This window comes from Roseateles sp. P1_C6 (genome assembly GCF_056406315.1).
Genome location: NZ_JBFUAK010000005.1, coordinates 118,807 through 135,903, shown reverse-complemented (window position 1 = coordinate 135,903; position 17,097 = coordinate 118,807). Strand labels below are relative to the sequence as shown.

The window sequence follows — 17,097 nt, the reverse complement described above, 5'->3', positions numbered from 1 at the left end:
ACCATGAGCAACCCGACCTCCACCCCCGCCCGCTGGACGCCCGCGCAGGCCCACGCCTGGTTCAAGGCGCAGCCCTGGGCGCTGGGCGCCAACTTCGTGCCCGCCTCCGCCATCAACCAGTTGGCCATGTGGCAGGCCGAGACCTTCGACCCGGAGCGCATCGATCTCGAACTCGGCTGGGCCGCGGGTCTGGGCATGAACACGATGCGCGTGTTCCTGCACGACCTGCTGTGGGCGCAGGACGCGGCCGGCTTCAAGCAGCGCATCCACCAGTACCTGGACATTGCCGACCGGCACGGCATCCGCACGATGTTCGTGCTGTTCGACTCCTGCTGGGACCCCGAGCCCAAGCTGGGCCCGCAGCGCGAGCCCATCCCCGGCGTGCACAACTCCGGCTGGGTGCAAAGCCCCTCGGCGGCGCAACTGGGCGACCGCGCCACCTGGCCGCAGCTGCGTGCCTACGTCGAAGACATCGTCAAGACCTTCGGCCAGGACCCGCGCGTGACCTACTGGGACGTCTGGAACGAGCCCGACAACCAGGGGGGCGGCATGGGCTACTACCAGCCGCGCGAAGCCAAGGACAAGATCGCGCTGGTCGCCGAGATGATCCCGCAGGCCTTCGACTGGGCGCGTGCGCAGAATCCCATCCAGCCGCTGACCAGCGGCCTATGGCTGGGCGACAACTGGGCGCCCGAGTCGCCCGAGCTGAACGCGGTGCAGAAGGCGCAGCTGGCATGTTCGGACGTCGTCAGCTTTCATGACTACAACTGGCCCGAGAAGTTCGAGGCCCGCATCCGCCAGCTGCAGCAGTACGGCCGCCCGCTGATCTGCACCGAGTACATGGCGCGCAGCCTGGGCTCCACGTTCGACATCGCGCTGCCCATCGCGGCCCGTGAGGACGTGGGCATGATCAACTGGGGTTTCGTCGACGGCAAGAGCCAGACCAAGATGCCCTGGGACTCCTGGCAGCGCCCTTACACCATCCACCCGCCGCTGGTCTGGTTCCATGACGTGCTGCACACCGACGGCAAGCCATACCGCGAACGCGAAGCGGAACTGCTACGGCAGCATGGGAGCCCCTCGGCCAGTCGCGCTCGCGCTGAACGCGGGCGCACCTGACCGGTCCCCCGAGGGGACGGCGATGCTTGCGGCATTGAGCCGCGCGCACATCGCCAGAGGGGCCGGCTTGGGGCGGCCCGGCGCTCGGCCCGCCAAGAAAGAATGGACAGAGGTGTCGCCATGAACGACGTCCAACACCGGAGACAAGTCCTTTGACCGCAAGCATCGAATTCGCCGGTGTCGCCAAGCGCTTTGGCGCCGTCGAAATCATTCCCGACTTCTCGCTCAGCATCGCCGCGGGGGAGTTCATCGTGCTGCTTGGGCCCTCGGGCTGCGGCAAGTCCACGCTGCTGCGCATGCTGGCCGGGCTGGAGAGCGTGTCCGGTGGCCGCATCGTGCTCGGCGGCACCGATGTGACCCAGCTGCCGCCGGGGCGGCGCGGGCTGGCGATGGTGTTCCAGCAGTACGCGCTGTACCCGCACATGAGCGTGTTCGACAACATGGCCTTCGGGCTGCGCAACGTGGGCGTGGCGGACGCCGAGGTGAACCGCCGCGTGAACGACGCGGCGCAGATGCTGGAGCTGGACGCGCTGCTGCAGCGCCTGCCCGGGCAGCTGTCTGGCGGGCAGCGTCAGCGCGTGGCCATCGGCCGTGCGGTGGTGAAGGAACCCAAGGCCTTTTTGTTCGACGAGCCGCTGTCCAACCTCGACGCCAAGCTGCGCAACCGCACACGCATCGAGCTGGCGCGACTGCACAAGCGACTGGGCTCGACGATGGTGTTCGTCACGCACGACCAAGTCGAGGCGATGACGCTGGCCGACCGCATCGTCGTCATGAACGGCGGCCGCATCGAGCAGGTCGGCCAGCCGATGGAGATCTACCAGAGGCCACGCACGAAGTTCGTCGCCGGCTTCGTCGGCAGCCCGGCGATGAACTTCCTGCCGGTGGAGCGCGTGGCCGATGAGCAGGGCTGCATGGCCGTGCGGCTGGCGGGCGGCGCGGTGCTGCGCACGCAGGTGAGGGCGGGCGTGGCGTCGCGCGAGCTGTGCATCGGCGTGCGGCCCGAGGGGCTGAAGCTGGCCGACGACGGCGCCGTGTCCGGCAGCGTCGAACTGATCGAGCGACTGGGCGAACGCAGCCTGGCCCACGTGGGCATCGGCAACGGCAGCGTCATCGTCGCCGAGGTGCCGGTGCAGCGCGCGCTGGCGCTGGGGGATGCCGTTCGCCTGCAGCCCGACCTCGGCCAGCTGCATGTCTTCGATGCCGACGGCGTCGCCCACCACGCCGAGGCCGCCGCCGCATGAGCGCAGCCACCTTGCATCGCTCGGCCATCGCCGGACCCGCCTGGGTGGGTTGGGCTTTTGTTGCGCCCTTCCTGCTCTGCTACCTGGGCCTGCTCGTCGCGCCGGTGCTGGAGGGGTGGTGGCTGTCCTTTCATGCGGTGGACCTGCTGACGGGCCGCGGCCAGTTCGTGGGCCTGGCCAACTTCATCGACCTGGTCAAGGACGAGATCTTCCTGCGCAGCGCCACCAACACGGTGCTGTTCGCGGCGATGTGCACGCCGGCCTTCGTGGGCCTGGGCCTGGCGCTGGCGCTGGTGCTGAACCGGCCGGGCAAGCTCGGCGCCTGGCTTCGCGGCACCTTCTTTGCGTCCAACGTGTTGTCGGTGACGGTGGTCACGCTGATCTGGCGCCTGGTGCTGCTGCCGGACCGCGGGCTGCTGAGCCAGGGGCTGCAGTCGCTGGGTCTGCCCGACCTCGCGCCGCTGAGCGACGAGCGCCTGGCGCTGCCTTTCATCGCGCTGGTCACGCTGTGGTGGGGCATCGGCCTGCCGATGACGCTCATCCTCGCGGCGCTGCAGCAGGTGCCCAAGGACTTGTACGAGGCCGCCGCGCTGGACAACGCCAGCCGTTGGCGCGCGTTCCGTTTCATCACGCTGCCGGCGCTGCGCCGCACGCTGATCCTCGTGGCCATCGTGCAGCTGCTGGGGCAGCTGCAGGTGTTCGGCCAGGCGCAGCTGCTGACCAATGGCGGGCCCAACAACAGCACGCGGACGATGGTGATGTTCATCTACGAGGCGTTGTTCGACCAATGGGCGCTGGGCTACTCGGCCGCTGCCGCGCAGCTGCTGTTCGTGCTGCTGGTGCTGGGCGTGTCGGTGCAGCGCTGGGCCGAGAAGAAGGAGGACGCGCCATGAAGACGTCGCTCTTCGACCGCCTGCTGCTGGCCGGCGCCGTTCTGCTGGCCGTGCTGTGGATGCTGCCGCTGGTCTGGGTGTTCGTGCTGTCGCTGAAGTCCAACGCGGTGCTGATGGAGCGCACCGACGCCATCCTGTCCACGCCGTTCACGCTGCGCAACTACGCGGACATCCTGGCCAATCCGGCCGTGTTCCGCTGGGTGCTGAACAGCTGCGTGGTGGCCGGCGTGCAGACGCTCCTGGTGCTGCTGCTGTCGTCGCTGGCGGGCTACGGCTTTGCCCGTTGCGAGTTCCGCGGCAAGCGCATCGTCTTCGCGCTGGTGCTGGCGGGCCTGGCCGTGCCGGAGCCTGCGGTGGTCATTCCGCTGCACCGCTTCTTCGCCGAGCTTGGGTTGCACAACAGCTACGCGGGCCTCGTGCTGCCGCGCCTGGCCGCGCCCTTCGGCGTGTTCCTGATGACGCAGTTCTTCAAGGCCATCCCGCGCGAGCTGGAGGAGGCCGCGCTGATGGACAACGCGTCGCGCTGGACCATCTTCTGGCGCGTCATCCTGCCGCTGACGCTGCCCGCGCAGGCGACCCTGGGCATCTTCAGCTTCCTGGCCGCGTGGAACGACTACCTGTGGCCGCTGATCTCCGCGACCCGGCCCGAGATGTACACGCTGACCCTGGGCCTGGCGGCCACGCAGACCAACTTCGCGCAGTCCGAGGGGCTGGGCTTCCTGATGGCGCAGGCCGTGTTCGCCGCGCTGCCGGTGCTGGTGCTGTACGCGTTCTTCCAGCGCCACATCGTCGCGGCCGTGGCGGGAGGCAAGCCGGCATGAAGCGCCACCTCATCATCTTCGCCGCCGCGCTGCTCACGGGCGTTGCGGCGGCCGCCCCCGTCGAGATCACGCTGGCCCGCTTCTTCGGCAGCTGCGACGCGGAGTTCGGCCACGTGACCGACCCGGCGCAGGTCAGCAGCGAGTGCGGGATCATCACCGTGCTCACCCACAAGTTCAATGCGCGGGAGACCGGCCGCATCCACGTCAACACGCAAGTGGTGGAGCACTCGGCCTACTACCCGCAGCTGGGCGCGCGCATCGTCGGTGGCGACCTGCCCACCATCGCCATCATGCACAGCTCCGTGCTGGGCGATTTCGCCAAGCGCGACCTGCTGCAGCCGCTGGACGGCGCGCTGGATGCCGCCGACTTCACGCCCCACGCGCGACGCGGCGTGACGCTTGGCGGCCACGTGCTGGCCTTGCCCTACGACAGCCACGCGATGCTGTGGCACATCAACCTGGGGCTGATGAAGCAGGCCGGCCTGGTCGACGCGCAAGGCCGTGCGCGGCTGCCCACCTCCACGCAGGAACTGCTGGATCAGGCGCGCGCGTTCAAGCGCGCCACCGGCAAGCCCTATTTCGTGTGGCTGACGCTGAACGACCCCAGCTTCTTCGCGCGCAGCGTGCTGGGCCTGGTGCAGCAGCAGAACGGCAACCTGTTCCCCAAGACCGACCAGGCCATCGCCCTCGACACGCCGGAGGTAAAGGCGGCCGTCGCCTTCATGCGCACGGTCTACGCGGAAGGCCTGTCCACGCGCCACATGGACTACAGCGCCGCGCTGCAGGCCTTCATGGCCGGTGCCGGCGCCGTGATGCCCAACGGCACCTGGTTGCTGGGCCAGCTCAACGACCGCGCGGCCCAGGCCGGCAACCCGCTGAGCCGCGCCTACGAGTCCGTGCCCGAGCCCACGCTGTACGCCAGGCCCGCCACCTGGGCCGACAGCCACGTGTGGGTCATGCTGCGCAACGCCAGGCAGACGCCGGCCGAGCGCGGCGCGGCGCTGAGCTTCCTGCGCTTCCTGAACGACGAGAGCCTGGCCTGGGCCCGCACCGGCCAGTTGCCGGCGCGCCAGTCGGCCGTGGACAGTGCGGCCTTCAAGGCGCTGCCCATGCGCGCCGCGCTGGGCCCCGTGGCGCAGGTGGGCACCGGCCTGCCCACCACCGTCGCACGCCAGTCGCGCGTGATGGGCCTGCTGGGCGAAACCGTCTCGGCCATCGTCGTCTCCGGCGAGCCGCTGGAGGCCACGCTGGCCAAGGGCCAGCAGCGCATCAACAACCTGCTGGCGCGCGAATCGCGCTTCCTGAAATGAAGCCACTCGTCCAAGGATTACTTGGCCGGTCCCCCCGAGGGGACGGCTTGGGAGCGGCCAGGTGCTCGGCCCGCCAAGCCGGATGTGCCGCGTGCTCGACTCATGGTTTGCGATAGTTTTATAACAAGTAAATTGGTGAATAATCAGTTCAATGATCGAAAAGGACCGCCGGCCCCGGCCGTGCGGACCCGCAACGAGGTGGCGCCCACGGCCACTGCATGAAAGGGTTCTGAAGGTATCGGCTGCGGCATCACGCTGGCAGCCGGGGCGGCACCCGGCTCCGTTCAGGAGCGTTGCTGCGCCCAATGTTGCAAGAAAAGTTGTTTGTAATGATGTCGAAGCAGCCGTCTGCCAGGCGGCTCGAGACGTCGGGGACCGGCGCCGCAGGTGCCAAGATTTCGTTCAATAACCGGCCGAAGGCAGCGCCACACGCAGCGCCGCACCCAGGCCCCAGGAGACAACAATGAAGCGATTCACCCTCTCGCCGATCTCGGCTGCCGCCATGCTGACGCTGGCTCTCGCCGGCCCGCAGGCCGTGGCGCAGGAGGCGCCCAAGCCGGCGGCCGAGGCCAACAAGCTGGACCAGGTCGTCATCCTCGGCCAGCGCGCCAGCCGCAACGCCGCCGTGCAGGCCAAGCGCGACGCCGACCAGGTCGTCGAGTCCATCGTCGCCGACGACATCGGCAAGTTCCCCGACAACACGGTGGCCGAGGCGCTGCAGCGCGTGCCAGGCATCCAGACCGTCGTCGGCTTCAACAACGAAATCGTCAACCCGCTGATCCGCGGCATCGGCGACATCGTCACCACCGTGGACGGTCGCGAGATGTTCACTGGCGTGGGCCGCGGTTTCGCCTTCCAGGACCTGCCGGCCGAAGCCATCTCGCGCGCCGACGTCTACAAGTCCGCCGGCGCCAACCTGCTGGAAGGCGGCGTGGCAGGTGCCATCGACTTGAAGCTGCGCAAGCCCATGGAGTTCCGCAAGGGATGACGCTGGTCGTCAACGGCCGCGCCAATGTCGGCGAGTTCACGACCAAGCCCAGCACCAAGCTCGGCGTGCTGGGCTCCTACCGCGTCAGCACCGACGCCGGCGAGATCGGCATCCTGGCCGACGTCTCCTACGCCGACCACAAGTTCAACCGCCCCATTTCCTTCAACTGCGACCCGCGCTCCGGCACCAACGGCCCGGCGGGTGCGGCCGGCATCGTGCTGCCCACCTGCGTCGGTGGTCTGACCGACACCGGCGGCTACCAGCGCCCGCAGGCCAACGCCTCCATCCAGTGGCGCCCGAACGCGCAGAACGAGTTCTATGCCGATGCGCTGTACGCCGGCTACCGCGGCAAGTTCGGCACCTACTTCATCTTCTCGGACATCTTTGCCGCGGCCAACATCACCAACGCCAAGGCCAGCGACGACTGCTACAAGGCCAACATCAACGGTGCGGGCTTCCTGGGTTCGCCGACCGATGGCGTGCAGAGCCTGTGCAACGGCGTGTCCGCCACGTTCAACAACGTGCCGGGCCTGACCAGCACGCAGGCCAAGACCGGCGCCACCGACCAGCGCGTGCTGGCCGGCGGCTGGAAGTACAACGCCGGCCCGCTGTCGCTGAACCTCGACCTCTCGCACATGGCGTCGGACAACCGCAACCGCAACATCATTGTCGACATCGGCAAGCAGATCGGCGCGGTCGACATCGTCGTCAACGCGGGCGGCAACGGCACCACCAACATGCCCGGCAACCCGCTGGGCAGCAAGACCGACTTCCGCTTCGCCAACGGCCTGTTCCAGGACATCAACTGGGCCAAGAGCGAACAGAACGCGGTGGCGGTCAAGGGCAGCTACGACCTCGACGGCTTCATCACGTCCATCGAGTTCGGCGGTCGCGCCGCCGACCGTGACTCCCAGTTCCGCGCCAACGAAGCCGGCGGCCCCGGCGCACCGGGCGGCAACCGCGTGACGCTGGTCAGCTCGGCCACGCAGCTGCCGGCGGACTTCCTGATCCAGGCGCCCAACTGCATCCCGCAGATCAACGGCTGCCAGCCGTGGATGACGCCCAACCCCGACTACCTGCGCAACAACACCGACGTGCTGCGCGTGCTGTACGGCAGCCAGCCGGGCGACCCGGCCTACGCCCCGGTCAACAACTTCGACGCCAAGGAAAAAACCTACGCGCTCTACGTGCAGCCGCACTACGAGACGACGGTGGCGGGCATGCGCCTGGACGGCGTGTTCGGCGGCCGCTTCGTGCGCTCGGAGCGCACCATCTCCGGCGCCGGCCGCATCAGCGGTGTCGTCACGCCGCAGACCGCCTCGTCCACGACCAACCACTTCCTGCCCAACGCCAGCGCCAAGCTGGAGGTGATGCCCAGCCTGCTGGTGCGCGCCACCGCCGGTGTCACGATGGCCCGCCCGGGTCTCGGCGACCTGAACCCGACGCTGAACTACGCGGTGCCGCTGAATGCCAACGTCATCCCCGGCGGCAGCGGCGGCAATCCCGAACTGAAGGACCAGACCAGCACGGCCTACGACCTGTCCGTCGAGAAGTACTTCGGCAAGGGCAGCTACCTGCAGGCCGCCATCTACCACCGCACCTTGAAGGACCGCGTCGTGCGTTCGGTCGCCCGCGAGGTCATCAACGGCGTCACCTACGACATGAGCCGGCCGCGCAACCTCGGCAAGGCCACGTTGAAGGGCCTGGAGCTGAGCGCCCAGTACTTCCTGGACATGCTGCCGGGCGCGATGGGAGGCCTGGGCGTGTTCGGCAACTACACGATGGCCGACAGCAAGGTCGACACCGTGGGCGACAAGCTGTTCGGCAAGCCGCTGCTGGGTGTGTCCAAGCACAGCTACAACGCGGGCGTGCTGTACGAGAAGTACGGCTTCACCAGCCGCCTGACCTACACCTGGCGCGACAAGTTCAACGAAGGCCAGATCGACTGCCTGGTCGCCTCGCCCGCCGAGAACGGCCTGAGCACCGGCGTCTGCGGCCCCAACACGCAGCCGTACTACAACCGCGTCAAGGCCTACGGCCGGCTGGACTTCTCGCTGGGCTACCAGTTCAACGAGCACCTCAGCGTCAACGTCAACGCCAACAACCTGACCGGCTCGAAGTACTACAGCTACTTCCAGAACGAGAGCTTCCCGCACGACATCCGGTCGGACGACAAGTTCTATGGCCTGAGCTTCAACTTCAAGTTGTGACGGTTGGCCCCTCGCCCAGCTGGCCGCGCTGAACGCGGGCCAGTCTGGTCGGTCCCCCGAGGGGACGGCGATGCGTGGCGGATTGACCGCCACGCACATCGCCAGGCGGGCCGGCTTGGGGCGGCCCGGCGCTCGGCCCCGAAGACCTAAGTCTTCGATTGACTCCGCGCGGCGCACGGTTCGGCGCCGCCTTCACGCCGGCCTCGCGCACACACTCGTTCGAGCGCGTGCCGGGGCGGCCTTTTTCTTCGTTCTTCATGGAGCCGTTGCCATGGACCTCATCTCCCGACGCCATGCGCTGGCTGCTCTCGCAGCCACGGGCCTGCCCGCCTGGGCGGCCGACAGGAAGCTGGTGCTCGGCTTCTCGCAGATCGGCGCCGAGTCCGAATGGCGCACCGCCAACTCGGCGTCCATCAAGCAGGCCGCGAGAGACGCCGGCATCGAGCTGAAGTTCGCCGACGCGCAGCAGAAGCAGGAGAACCAGATCAAGGCGCTGCGGGCCTTCATCGCGCAGAAGGTCGACGTCATCGCGCTGTCGCCGGTCGTGGAGACCGGCTGGGGCACCGTGCTGCGTGAGGCCAAGGCCGCCGGCATCCCGGTCATCCTGACGGACCGCCTCGTGAAGGAAGCCGACGAGAGCCTGTGGGTCGCCTTCATGGGCTCCGACTTCGTCGAGGAAGGCCGCCGCGCCGGCCGCTGGCTGCTGGACCGCATGAAGGGCGGCAAGGACGAGGTCCGCATCGTCGAGCTGCAGGGCACCGTGGGCGCCGCGCCCGCGCTGGACCGCAAAAAGGGCTTCGAGGAGGCCATCAAGGCCGACACGCGCCTGAAGATCGTGCGCTCGCAGACGGCGGACTTCAGCCGCGCCAAGGGCAAGGAGGTCATGGAGGCCTTCCTGAAGGCGGAAGCCGGCAAGAAGATCCATGTGCTGTACGCCCACAACGACGACATGGCGCTGGGCGCCATCCAGGCCATCGAGGAGGCGGGCCTCAAGCCCGGCCAGGACATCCTGGTCATTTCCATCGACGGCGTGAAGGGCGCCTTCCAGGCCATGGTGGCGGGCAAGCTCAACGTCACCGTCGAGTGCAGCCCGCTGCTCGGCCCGCAGCTGATGCAGGCCGTGAAGGATCTGAAAGCCGGCAAGACGCTGCCGCGCCGCATGGTGACGGAGGAGGGCGTGTTCCCGGCCGAGGTCGCCGCGCGAGAACTGCCCAAGCGCAGGTACTGATGACGCATCCGGTCCTGCACGCGCGAGCCGTCGCCAAGGCCTTCAACGGCGTGCCCGCGCTGGTGAATGCCGGGCTGACGCTGCGGGCCGGCGAGGTGCAGGTGCTGATGGGCCAGAACGGCGCGGGCAAGTCCACGCTGATCAAGATCCTGGCCGGCGTGCAGTCGCGCGATGGCGGCAGCATCACGCTCGACGGCCAGCCGTTCGATGCGCGCACGCCGCTGAACGCCCAACGCGCCGGCATCGCCGTCGTGCACCAGGAGGTGCAGCTGTGCCCGAACCTGTCGGTCGCCGAGAACCTGCTCGCCGGCCGCCTGCCGCGCCGCTGGTGGGGCATTGACTGGCGCCGCGTGCACCGTGAGGCCGAGGGCGCGCTGGTGCGTCTGGGGCTGCAACTGGACATGCACCGTCCGCTGGGCGAGCTGCCCGTCGCGCTGCAGCAGATGGTGGCCATCGCCCGGGCGCTGCACCAGCAGGCGCGGGTGCTGATCCTGGACGAACCCACGTCCAGCCTCGACGAAGCCGAGACCACGCGGCTGCTCGCGCTGCTGCGCCAGTTGCGCGGCGAGGGCGTGGCCATCCTGCTGGTCACGCATTTCCTCGACCAGGCCTATGCCGTCGCCGACCGCTTCACGGTGCTGCGCAACGGCGAGCTGGTCGGCGAGTACTCGGCCGGGCTGCCGCGCATGAAGCTCGTGCAGCTGATGATCGGCCGCGAGCTGTCGACGACCACCGCCGCGCGCGATGACGCGGCACCGGCCGGCCAGCCGCTGCTGCAGGCCGCCCAACTGGGCCGGCGCAACGCCATCGAAGGCCTGAACCTCAGCGTCGCACCGGGCGAGGTGGTGGGCCTGGCCGGCCTGCTGGGCGCCGGCCGCACCGAGGCCGCGCGGCTGCTGTTCGGTGCTGACCGCGCCGATGCCGGCGAACTGCGCGTGGACGGCCGGCCCCTCGACCCGCGCAGCCCGCGCGACGCCATCCGAGCTGGCCTGGCCTTCTGCCCCGAGGAGCGCAAGGTCGACGGCATCGTGGCGGCGTTGAGCGTGCGCGAGAACATCGTGCTGGCGCTGCAGGCGCGCCGCGGCGTGTTCCGCATGCTGCCGCGCACCGCGCAGCGCGAACTGGCGCAGCGCTTCATCACGCAGCTGGGCATCAAGACGGCCGACGCCGAGACGCCCATCGTTCTGCTCTCCGGCGGCAACCAGCAGAAGGCCATCCTCGCGCGCTGGCTGGCCACCGCGCCGCGCCTGCTGATCCTGGACGAGCCCACGCGCGGCATCGACATCGCCGCCAAGCAGGACCTGATGGCCGAGGTGCTGCAGCTCTGCCGGCAAGGCATGGCGCTGGTGTTCATCTCGTCCGAACTGCCCGAGGTGCTGCGCGCCGCCCACCGTGTCGTCGTATTGCGTGAGCGCCGCCAGGTGGCCGAGCTGGATACACGGGGCTTGAGCGAGGAGCGGCTGCTGCACGTGATGGCGGGAGCGGGCCCATGAATGCATCCGTGAGGCACGCCGGCTTCGTGCTGCTGGCGCTGTGGATGCTCAACGCGGCGTTGAACCCCGGCTTCGTCGCGCTGCGCTGGCAGGACGGCCACGCCTTCGGCCCGCTGATCGACATCGTCAACCGTGCCGCGCCCTTGATGGTGGTCGCCATGGGCATGACGCTGGTCATCGCCGTGCGCGGCATCGACATCTCGGTGGGCGCCGTCGTCGCCATCACCGCGGCAGTCGCGGCGGCGCTGCTGCCCGAACGCGGCCTGGTGATCGCGCTGGCCGTCGGGCTGGGTGCCGCCGCGCTGTGCGGCCTGTTCAACGGCCTGCTGGTGGTCGCGGGCGGCCTGCAACCCATCATCGCGACGCTGATCCTGATGGTGGCCGGCCGCGGCATCGCGCAGCTGATCACCGACGGCCAGATCCTGACCATCAATGACACGGGCTACGCCTTCCTCGGCAAGGGCTTCCTGCTGGGGCTGCCGTTCGCGCCCTGGCTGGCGCTGGGCCTGGCCGCGCTGCTGGGCTTGCTGAAGCACCGCACGGCGCTGGGCCTGTTCCTGCAGGCGGCGGGCGCCAACCCCGCCGCGGCGCGGCTGGCGGGCGTGCATGCGGCGGGGCTGATCCTGGCCGTCTACATCGCCTGCGGGCTGTGCGCCGGCCTCGCGGGGCTGATGATCTCCGCCAACATCCAGAGCGCCGACGCCAACAACGCCGGCCTGATGCTGGAGCTGGACGCCATCCTGGCCGTCACGCTGGGCGGCACGTCGCTGCTGGGCGGCCGCTTCAGCCTGCGCGGCAGCCTGCTCGGCGCGCTCATCATCCAGACGCTGACGACCAGCATCTACGCCTTGGGCATCGCGCCCGAGGTCACGCTGGTCGTCAAGGCAGCCGTGGTGTTCGCCGTGTCCATCAGCCAGTCGGCGGTATGGAGGCGCGCATGAAGTTCAGCGCGCAAGACCTGCCCAGCTGGGCCTCGCTGCTGCTGCTCGTCGCTGCCACGCTGGGCGGCGCGGCGGCTTACCCGGGCCTGCTGTCCGGCCAGGTGTTGCTGAACCTGCTGATCGACAACGCCTTCCTGCTCGTCGTCGCCGTGGGCATGAGCTTCGTCATCCTGTCCGGCGGCATCGACCTGTCGGTGGGCTCCGTCGTCGCGCTGACAACGATGGCGCTGGCCTGGGGGCTGGAGCGCGCGCACTGGCCGCCCCTGGTGTTGATCCCGCTGCTGCTGCTGGGCGGTGCGGCCTTCGGCGCGCTGATGGGATGGGTCATCCACGCCTTCGCCGTGCCGGCTTTCATCGTCACGCTGGCCGGGCTGTTCCTGGCGCGCGGGCTTTGCTATCTGATCAGCGTGGATTCCATGGCGATCAGCGACGAGACGCTGGCGGCATGGTCGCAAGCGCGCTGGTCTTTCGGTCCGCTGGGCGAGATCACGCCTGGCGCCGTCTGCGCGCTGCTGGTGCTGGCCCTGGCCGCGTGGGTCGCTCGCTCAACCGGCTTCGGCCGCGCGGTCTACGCGCTGGGTGGGCAGGAGACGTCCGCCCGGCTGATGGGCCTGCCTGTCGCCGCTGCGCGCATCGGCGTCTATGCCGTCAGCGGCTTGTGCGCGGCGCTGGGCGGCGTGCTGTTCGGGGTCTACACGTTGTCGGGTTACGGCCTGAACGCGCAGGGCCTGGAGCTGGACGCCATCGCCGCCGTGGTCATCGGCGGCGCGCTGCTCAGCGGCGGCACGGGCCATGTGTTGGGTGCGCTGACCGGCGTGCTGATGCTGGGGCTGATCCAGACGCTGATCCTGTTCGACGGCACGTTGAGTTCCTGGTGGACGCGCATCGTCATCGGCGCGCTGCTGGGCGTGTTCTGCGGGCTGCAGCGGCTGTTGGTGTGGTGGCACGCGCGCCGTCGCTTCTCTTCCTGATTCATTTCACCCGAGGTCTTTCTCATGCGATTGCTGATCTCCACCGTCGTCCTCGCGTTGGCCGGCACGCTCGCCCATGCGCAGGAGCCCGAGAAGCCGGTCGTGCCGGGCGTGCGCCTCACGACGCCGTGGACGGCCGAGGCCGAGCAGGCCCCGGTGCCTCTGCCCGAGTACCCGCGCCCGCAGCTGGCTCGCAAGTCGTGGCTGAACCTCAACGGCAGCTGGGACTACTGGGGCGGCAAGGGCGCGCCCGACGCGCGCCACGCGCCGTCCACCGCGCCGGCCTTCCCGGCCAAGGTGGAGCAGGTGCGCGTGCCTTACCCGGCGGAGTCGCGCCTGTCGGGCCTCGAGCGGCTGGGCGAGGTCAACCTCTGGTACCGCCGCGGATTCGAGGTGCCCGCCGCCTGGGCGGGCCAGCGCGTGCGCATCAACTTCGGTGCGGTGGACCGCTTCGCGACGGTCTACGTCAACGGCACGCGCGTCGGCTTTCACGACGGGGGCTATGCGTCCTTCAGCTTCGACATCACCGACCAGCTCAAGCCCGGTCGCAACGAGCTGGTCGTCGCGGCCTTCGACCCCAGCACCGGCGATGGCATGCTGGGCAAGCAGTCGCTCAAGCCCGGCGGCATCTTCTACACGCCCAGCTCGGGCATCTGGCAGACCGTGTGGCTGGAGCCCGTCGGCGCGGCCCACGTCGCGCGGCTGGACCTGACGCCCGACGTGGCCAGGCAGCGGCTGCAGGTCATCGTCCGCGCGGACGCCGACGCGGACGTGGAGGCCGTGGCGCTGCGTGACGGCAAGCCCGTCGGCCGCGTGACCGGCCGGCCAGGCACGGCGCTGCACATCCCCGTGCCCAAGCCGCGCCTGTGGTCGCCGGACGATCCCTTCCTGTACGACCTCAAGGTCACCTTGAAGCGCGGCGACCAGGTGGTCGACCAGGTCGACAGCTACTTCGGCATGCGCTCCATCGCCATCGGCAACGTGGCTGGCATCCCGCGCCCGCTGCTGAACGGCAAGTTCGTCTTCCAGTTCGGTCCGCTGGACCAGGGCTTCTGGCCCGACGGCCTCTACACCGCGCCCACGGACGCCGCGCTGAAGTTCGACCTGCAGGCCACCAAGGACCTGGGCTTCAACATGGTCCGCAAGCACATCAAGGTGGAGCCGGCGCGCTGGTTCTACTGGGCCGACAAGCTGGGCCTGCTGGTGTGGCAGGACATGCCGCAGGCCTGGGACGCCGAGAAAGACCTGGCCGTGCGCGCCCGCACCGAAGGCCAGATGCGCGAGATCGTCGACCAGCTGCGCAGCGTCCCCAGCATCGTCTCGTGGGTCATCTTCAACGAGAGCTGGGGCGACTTCGACCACCGCCGCATGGCCGACGCGTTCAAGTCGCTGGATGCGACGCGGCTGATCAACACCCACTCCGGCATCAACTTCGAGCCGCACGACCAGGGCGGCGGCGACGTCATCGACATGCACGACTACCCCGGCCCGGCCTGGGTGAACTGGCAACCCGGCCAACCTGGACGGATAGCGGTGCTGGGCGAGTACGGCGGCAACAGCCTGCGCACGCCGGGCCACATGTATCGGCCCGACTCCAAGTGCTGCTACCTGCTCTACGAGAGCAAGGACGCCGTCACCAAGGTCTACGTCGAGCAGGCCGCGCGGCTGCGCGAGTTCGCGGCGACGCAAGGCCTGAGCGCGGCGGTCTACACCGAGACCACGGACGTGGAGGAGGAGCTGAACGGCTTCTTCACCTACGACCGGCAGGTCAGGAAGCTGGATTTCGAACGCGTCAGGAAAGCCAACCGCGCCCTGATCGAGTTCGGTCGCTGAATTTCTGGGGGCACAGACCCTGAGCGGCCGCCAGAGCCGCCTTCTTCCCATCCTTAGGAGACAGGCATGAGAGTTCTTCTCGCTTTGACGATGGCGCTGTGCGCGCTGCTGTTCGGCACGCCGGCCCGCGCGGCCGACACGGTGCTGAACACCACGCAGGACAGCTTCTACCCGCGCATGATCCGGCTCGCCGCCAGCGGCGGCGCCAACGGCCGGCTGATCGCGTCCCACGACCTCGGCGGCAGCCAGTCGCTGATCTACGAGAGCACCAACCAGGGCGCGACGTGGGCCCAGGTCGGCAGCATCACGGTGCCCGAGACCTGGCACTGCTGCAGCGGGCTGTGGGAGGTGCCACAGACGCTGGGCGCCACCGCGGCCGGCACGCTGTTCTGGGCCACCACCGGCCGCAACGGCACGACGCACACCATCCGCCTGTACCGCAGCACCGACGTGGGCCGCACGTGGACGCCTCTGTCGGTGCCGGCCGTCGGCAACACCGGCATCTGGGAGCCCGAGTTCGCCATCGACAGCGCGGGCCGGCTGCTGATGTTCTATTCCAGCGAGGAGTACAAGGCCGGCGGCTTCAACCAGCTGATCGCGCACAAGGTCTCCACGGACGGCGGCCTGACCTGGGGCGCCGACGTCGTCGACGTGGGCATCAGCGACGGCGGCGACCTGCGCCCCGGCATGCCCATCGTGCGCCGGCTGCCCAATGGCTCGTACGTGATGAGCTACGAGATCTGCGGCTCGCGATCCTGCGATGTCTACGTCCGCACGTCCACCAACGGCAGCAGTTGGGGCACGGCCAGCAACATGGGCACGCGCGTCGAATCCACGGCCGGCAACCACTTCAGCCACACGCCCACCCTGACGTGGATGAACGACGGCAGCGCGCAGGGCCGCCTGCTGCTGATCGGGCAACTGCTGCGGCGCAACGGCACGAACGCGCTGAACGAGGACGCCAACGGCCGCGTCTACATGTTCAACACGGCCGGCGGCACGGGCACCTGGACGGAGGCCGCCACGCCGCTGGCCACGCCCGTGGGCACGGGGGGCGACGCCTGCACCAACTACAGCACCCAACTGCTGCCCTCCGCCGACAACGCCCGCGTGCTGCAGCTGGCCGGCATGAGCTGCCGCATGCAATTCGCCAGCGCGCCGCTGAACAACCCGGTCGCCGATGGCGTCTACCGGCTGGTGGCCAAGCACAGCGGCCAGGTGCTGGACGTGGCCGGCTGCTCGACGACGCCGGGCGCCAACGTGCAGCAGTACACCTGGGCCGGCGGCGACTGCCAGCGCTGGCGCGTGACGAACACGGCCAACGGCATCTACACCCTCACGGCCCAGCACAGCGGCCAAGCGCTGGACGTCAACGGCTGCTCCACCGGCGCCGGTGGCAACGTGCAGCAGTGGACGGCCAATGGCGCCGCCTGCCAGCAGTGGCGCATAGAACCGGTCGGCGACGGCTACTACCGCGTCATCAACCACAACAGCAACCTCGTGCTGGACGTGAACGCCTGTTCCGCGGCCACGGGCGCCAACGTGCAGCAATGGACCTGGCTGGGCGGCGACTGCCAGCGCTGGCGCTTCGAGCGCGTCAGCCCGAACTCGGTCGCCAACGCGACCTACAAGGTCATCGCCAAGCACAGCAGCCAGGCGCTGGACGTCAACGCCTGCTCGACGGTGGCCGGCGGCAACATCCAGCAGTGGCCCTACAGCGGCGCGAACTGCCAGCGCTGGAACGTCACGCAGACGGCCGACGGCTTCTATGAACTCACGTCGGTCAACAGCGGTTTGAAGATGGACGTGCAGGACGCCTCGCTGCGCATGGGCGCCGACGTGCGCCAGTGGACCGGCAACAACGCCGCGGCGCAGCGCTGGGGCATCGAGAACGTCGGTGCGGGCTATGTCCGCATCGTCAACAAGAACAGCGGTCGCGTGCTCGACGTGGCCGGCTGCTCGACCGCCAACGGCGCCGACGTGGCGCAGTGGGAATGGCTGGGCGGTGATTGCCAACGCTGGCAACTGCTGGCGCCCTGAATTTCA

The 17,097-nt window shown here is 69.1% G+C and carries 13 protein-coding genes; all 13 read left to right on the top strand.

The genetic code is table 11. The features are described 5' to 3' along the window. Positions 1-3: 3 nt before the first annotated feature. The 13 genes from AC1D29_RS12005 to AC1D29_RS11945 all read left to right on the top strand — a co-directional run bounded on the left by AC1D29_RS12005 (position 4) and on the right by AC1D29_RS11945 (position 17,091). A complete protein-coding gene (locus tag AC1D29_RS12005) occupies positions 4-1,119 on the top strand; it encodes a glycoside hydrolase 5 family protein (RefSeq protein ID WP_477897517.1) in 1,116 nt (371 codons plus the stop codon). Positions 1,120-1,271: 152 nt separating this feature from the next. After that, positions 1,272-2,363 (top strand): ABC transporter ATP-binding protein, encoded by a 1,092-nt coding sequence (locus AC1D29_RS12000; RefSeq protein ID WP_477897515.1) that lies wholly within the window; start codon positions 1,272-1,274, stop codon positions 2,361-2,363. Next, entirely contained in the window at positions 2,360-3,256 is an 897-nt protein-coding gene (locus tag AC1D29_RS11995) for a carbohydrate ABC transporter permease (protein ID WP_477897513.1), read from the top strand. Before AC1D29_RS12000 ends, AC1D29_RS11995 begins: the two co-directional genes overlap by 4 nt. After that, positions 3,253-4,077 carry a carbohydrate ABC transporter permease gene (locus AC1D29_RS11990; RefSeq protein ID WP_477897511.1) on the top strand — a complete coding sequence of 275 codons (825 nt, stop codon included), beginning with the start codon at positions 3,253-3,255 and terminating at the stop codon, positions 4,075-4,077. The genes AC1D29_RS11995 and AC1D29_RS11990 overlap by 4 nt, the downstream gene beginning before the upstream one ends. Next, entirely contained in the window at positions 4,074-5,387 is a 1,314-nt protein-coding gene (locus AC1D29_RS11985; RefSeq protein WP_477897509.1) for an ABC transporter substrate-binding protein, read from the top strand. Before AC1D29_RS11990 ends, AC1D29_RS11985 begins: the two co-directional genes overlap by 4 nt. 463 nt (positions 5,388-5,850) lie before the next feature. Next, on the top strand, positions 5,851-6,375 hold the full coding sequence (locus AC1D29_RS11980) for a TonB-dependent receptor plug domain-containing protein (protein WP_477897507.1): 525 nt from the start codon (positions 5,851-5,853) through the stop codon (positions 6,373-6,375). Beyond that, the gene (locus AC1D29_RS11975) at positions 6,372-8,585 is read left to right on the top strand and encodes a TonB-dependent receptor (protein ID WP_477897505.1); all 2,214 of its coding nucleotides are present in this window, start codon (positions 6,372-6,374) and stop codon (positions 8,583-8,585) included. Before AC1D29_RS11980 ends, AC1D29_RS11975 begins: the two co-directional genes overlap by 4 nt. 271 nt (positions 8,586-8,856) lie before the next feature. Continuing rightward, complete coding sequence (locus AC1D29_RS11970) at positions 8,857-9,813, top strand: ABC transporter substrate-binding protein (protein ID WP_477897503.1); 957 nt, start codon at positions 8,857-8,859, stop codon at positions 9,811-9,813. Then, on the top strand, positions 9,813-11,306 hold the full coding sequence (locus AC1D29_RS11965) for a sugar ABC transporter ATP-binding protein (RefSeq protein WP_477897501.1): 1,494 nt from the start codon (positions 9,813-9,815) through the stop codon (positions 11,304-11,306). Before AC1D29_RS11970 ends, AC1D29_RS11965 begins: the two co-directional genes overlap by 1 nt. After that, on the top strand, positions 11,303-12,247 hold the full coding sequence (locus tag AC1D29_RS11960) for an ABC transporter permease (protein ID WP_477897499.1): 945 nt from the start codon (positions 11,303-11,305) through the stop codon (positions 12,245-12,247). Before AC1D29_RS11965 ends, AC1D29_RS11960 begins: the two co-directional genes overlap by 4 nt. Then, positions 12,244-13,218, top strand: coding sequence for a galactofuranose ABC transporter, permease protein YjfF (gene yjfF / locus AC1D29_RS11955; RefSeq protein WP_477897497.1), 975 nt, complete (start codon positions 12,244-12,246; stop codon positions 13,216-13,218). Before AC1D29_RS11960 ends, yjfF begins: the two co-directional genes overlap by 4 nt. Before the next feature lie 24 nt (positions 13,219-13,242). Beyond that, on the top strand, positions 13,243-15,051 hold the full coding sequence (locus tag AC1D29_RS11950; RefSeq protein WP_477897495.1) for a glycoside hydrolase family 2 protein: 1,809 nt from the start codon (positions 13,243-13,245) through the stop codon (positions 15,049-15,051). A 66-nt stretch (positions 15,052-15,117) separates the two neighbouring features. Continuing rightward, the gene (locus tag AC1D29_RS11945) at positions 15,118-17,091 is read left to right on the top strand and encodes an RICIN domain-containing protein (RefSeq protein ID WP_477897493.1); all 1,974 of its coding nucleotides are present in this window, start codon (positions 15,118-15,120) and stop codon (positions 17,089-17,091) included. Positions 17,092-17,097: the final 6 nt, after the last annotated feature.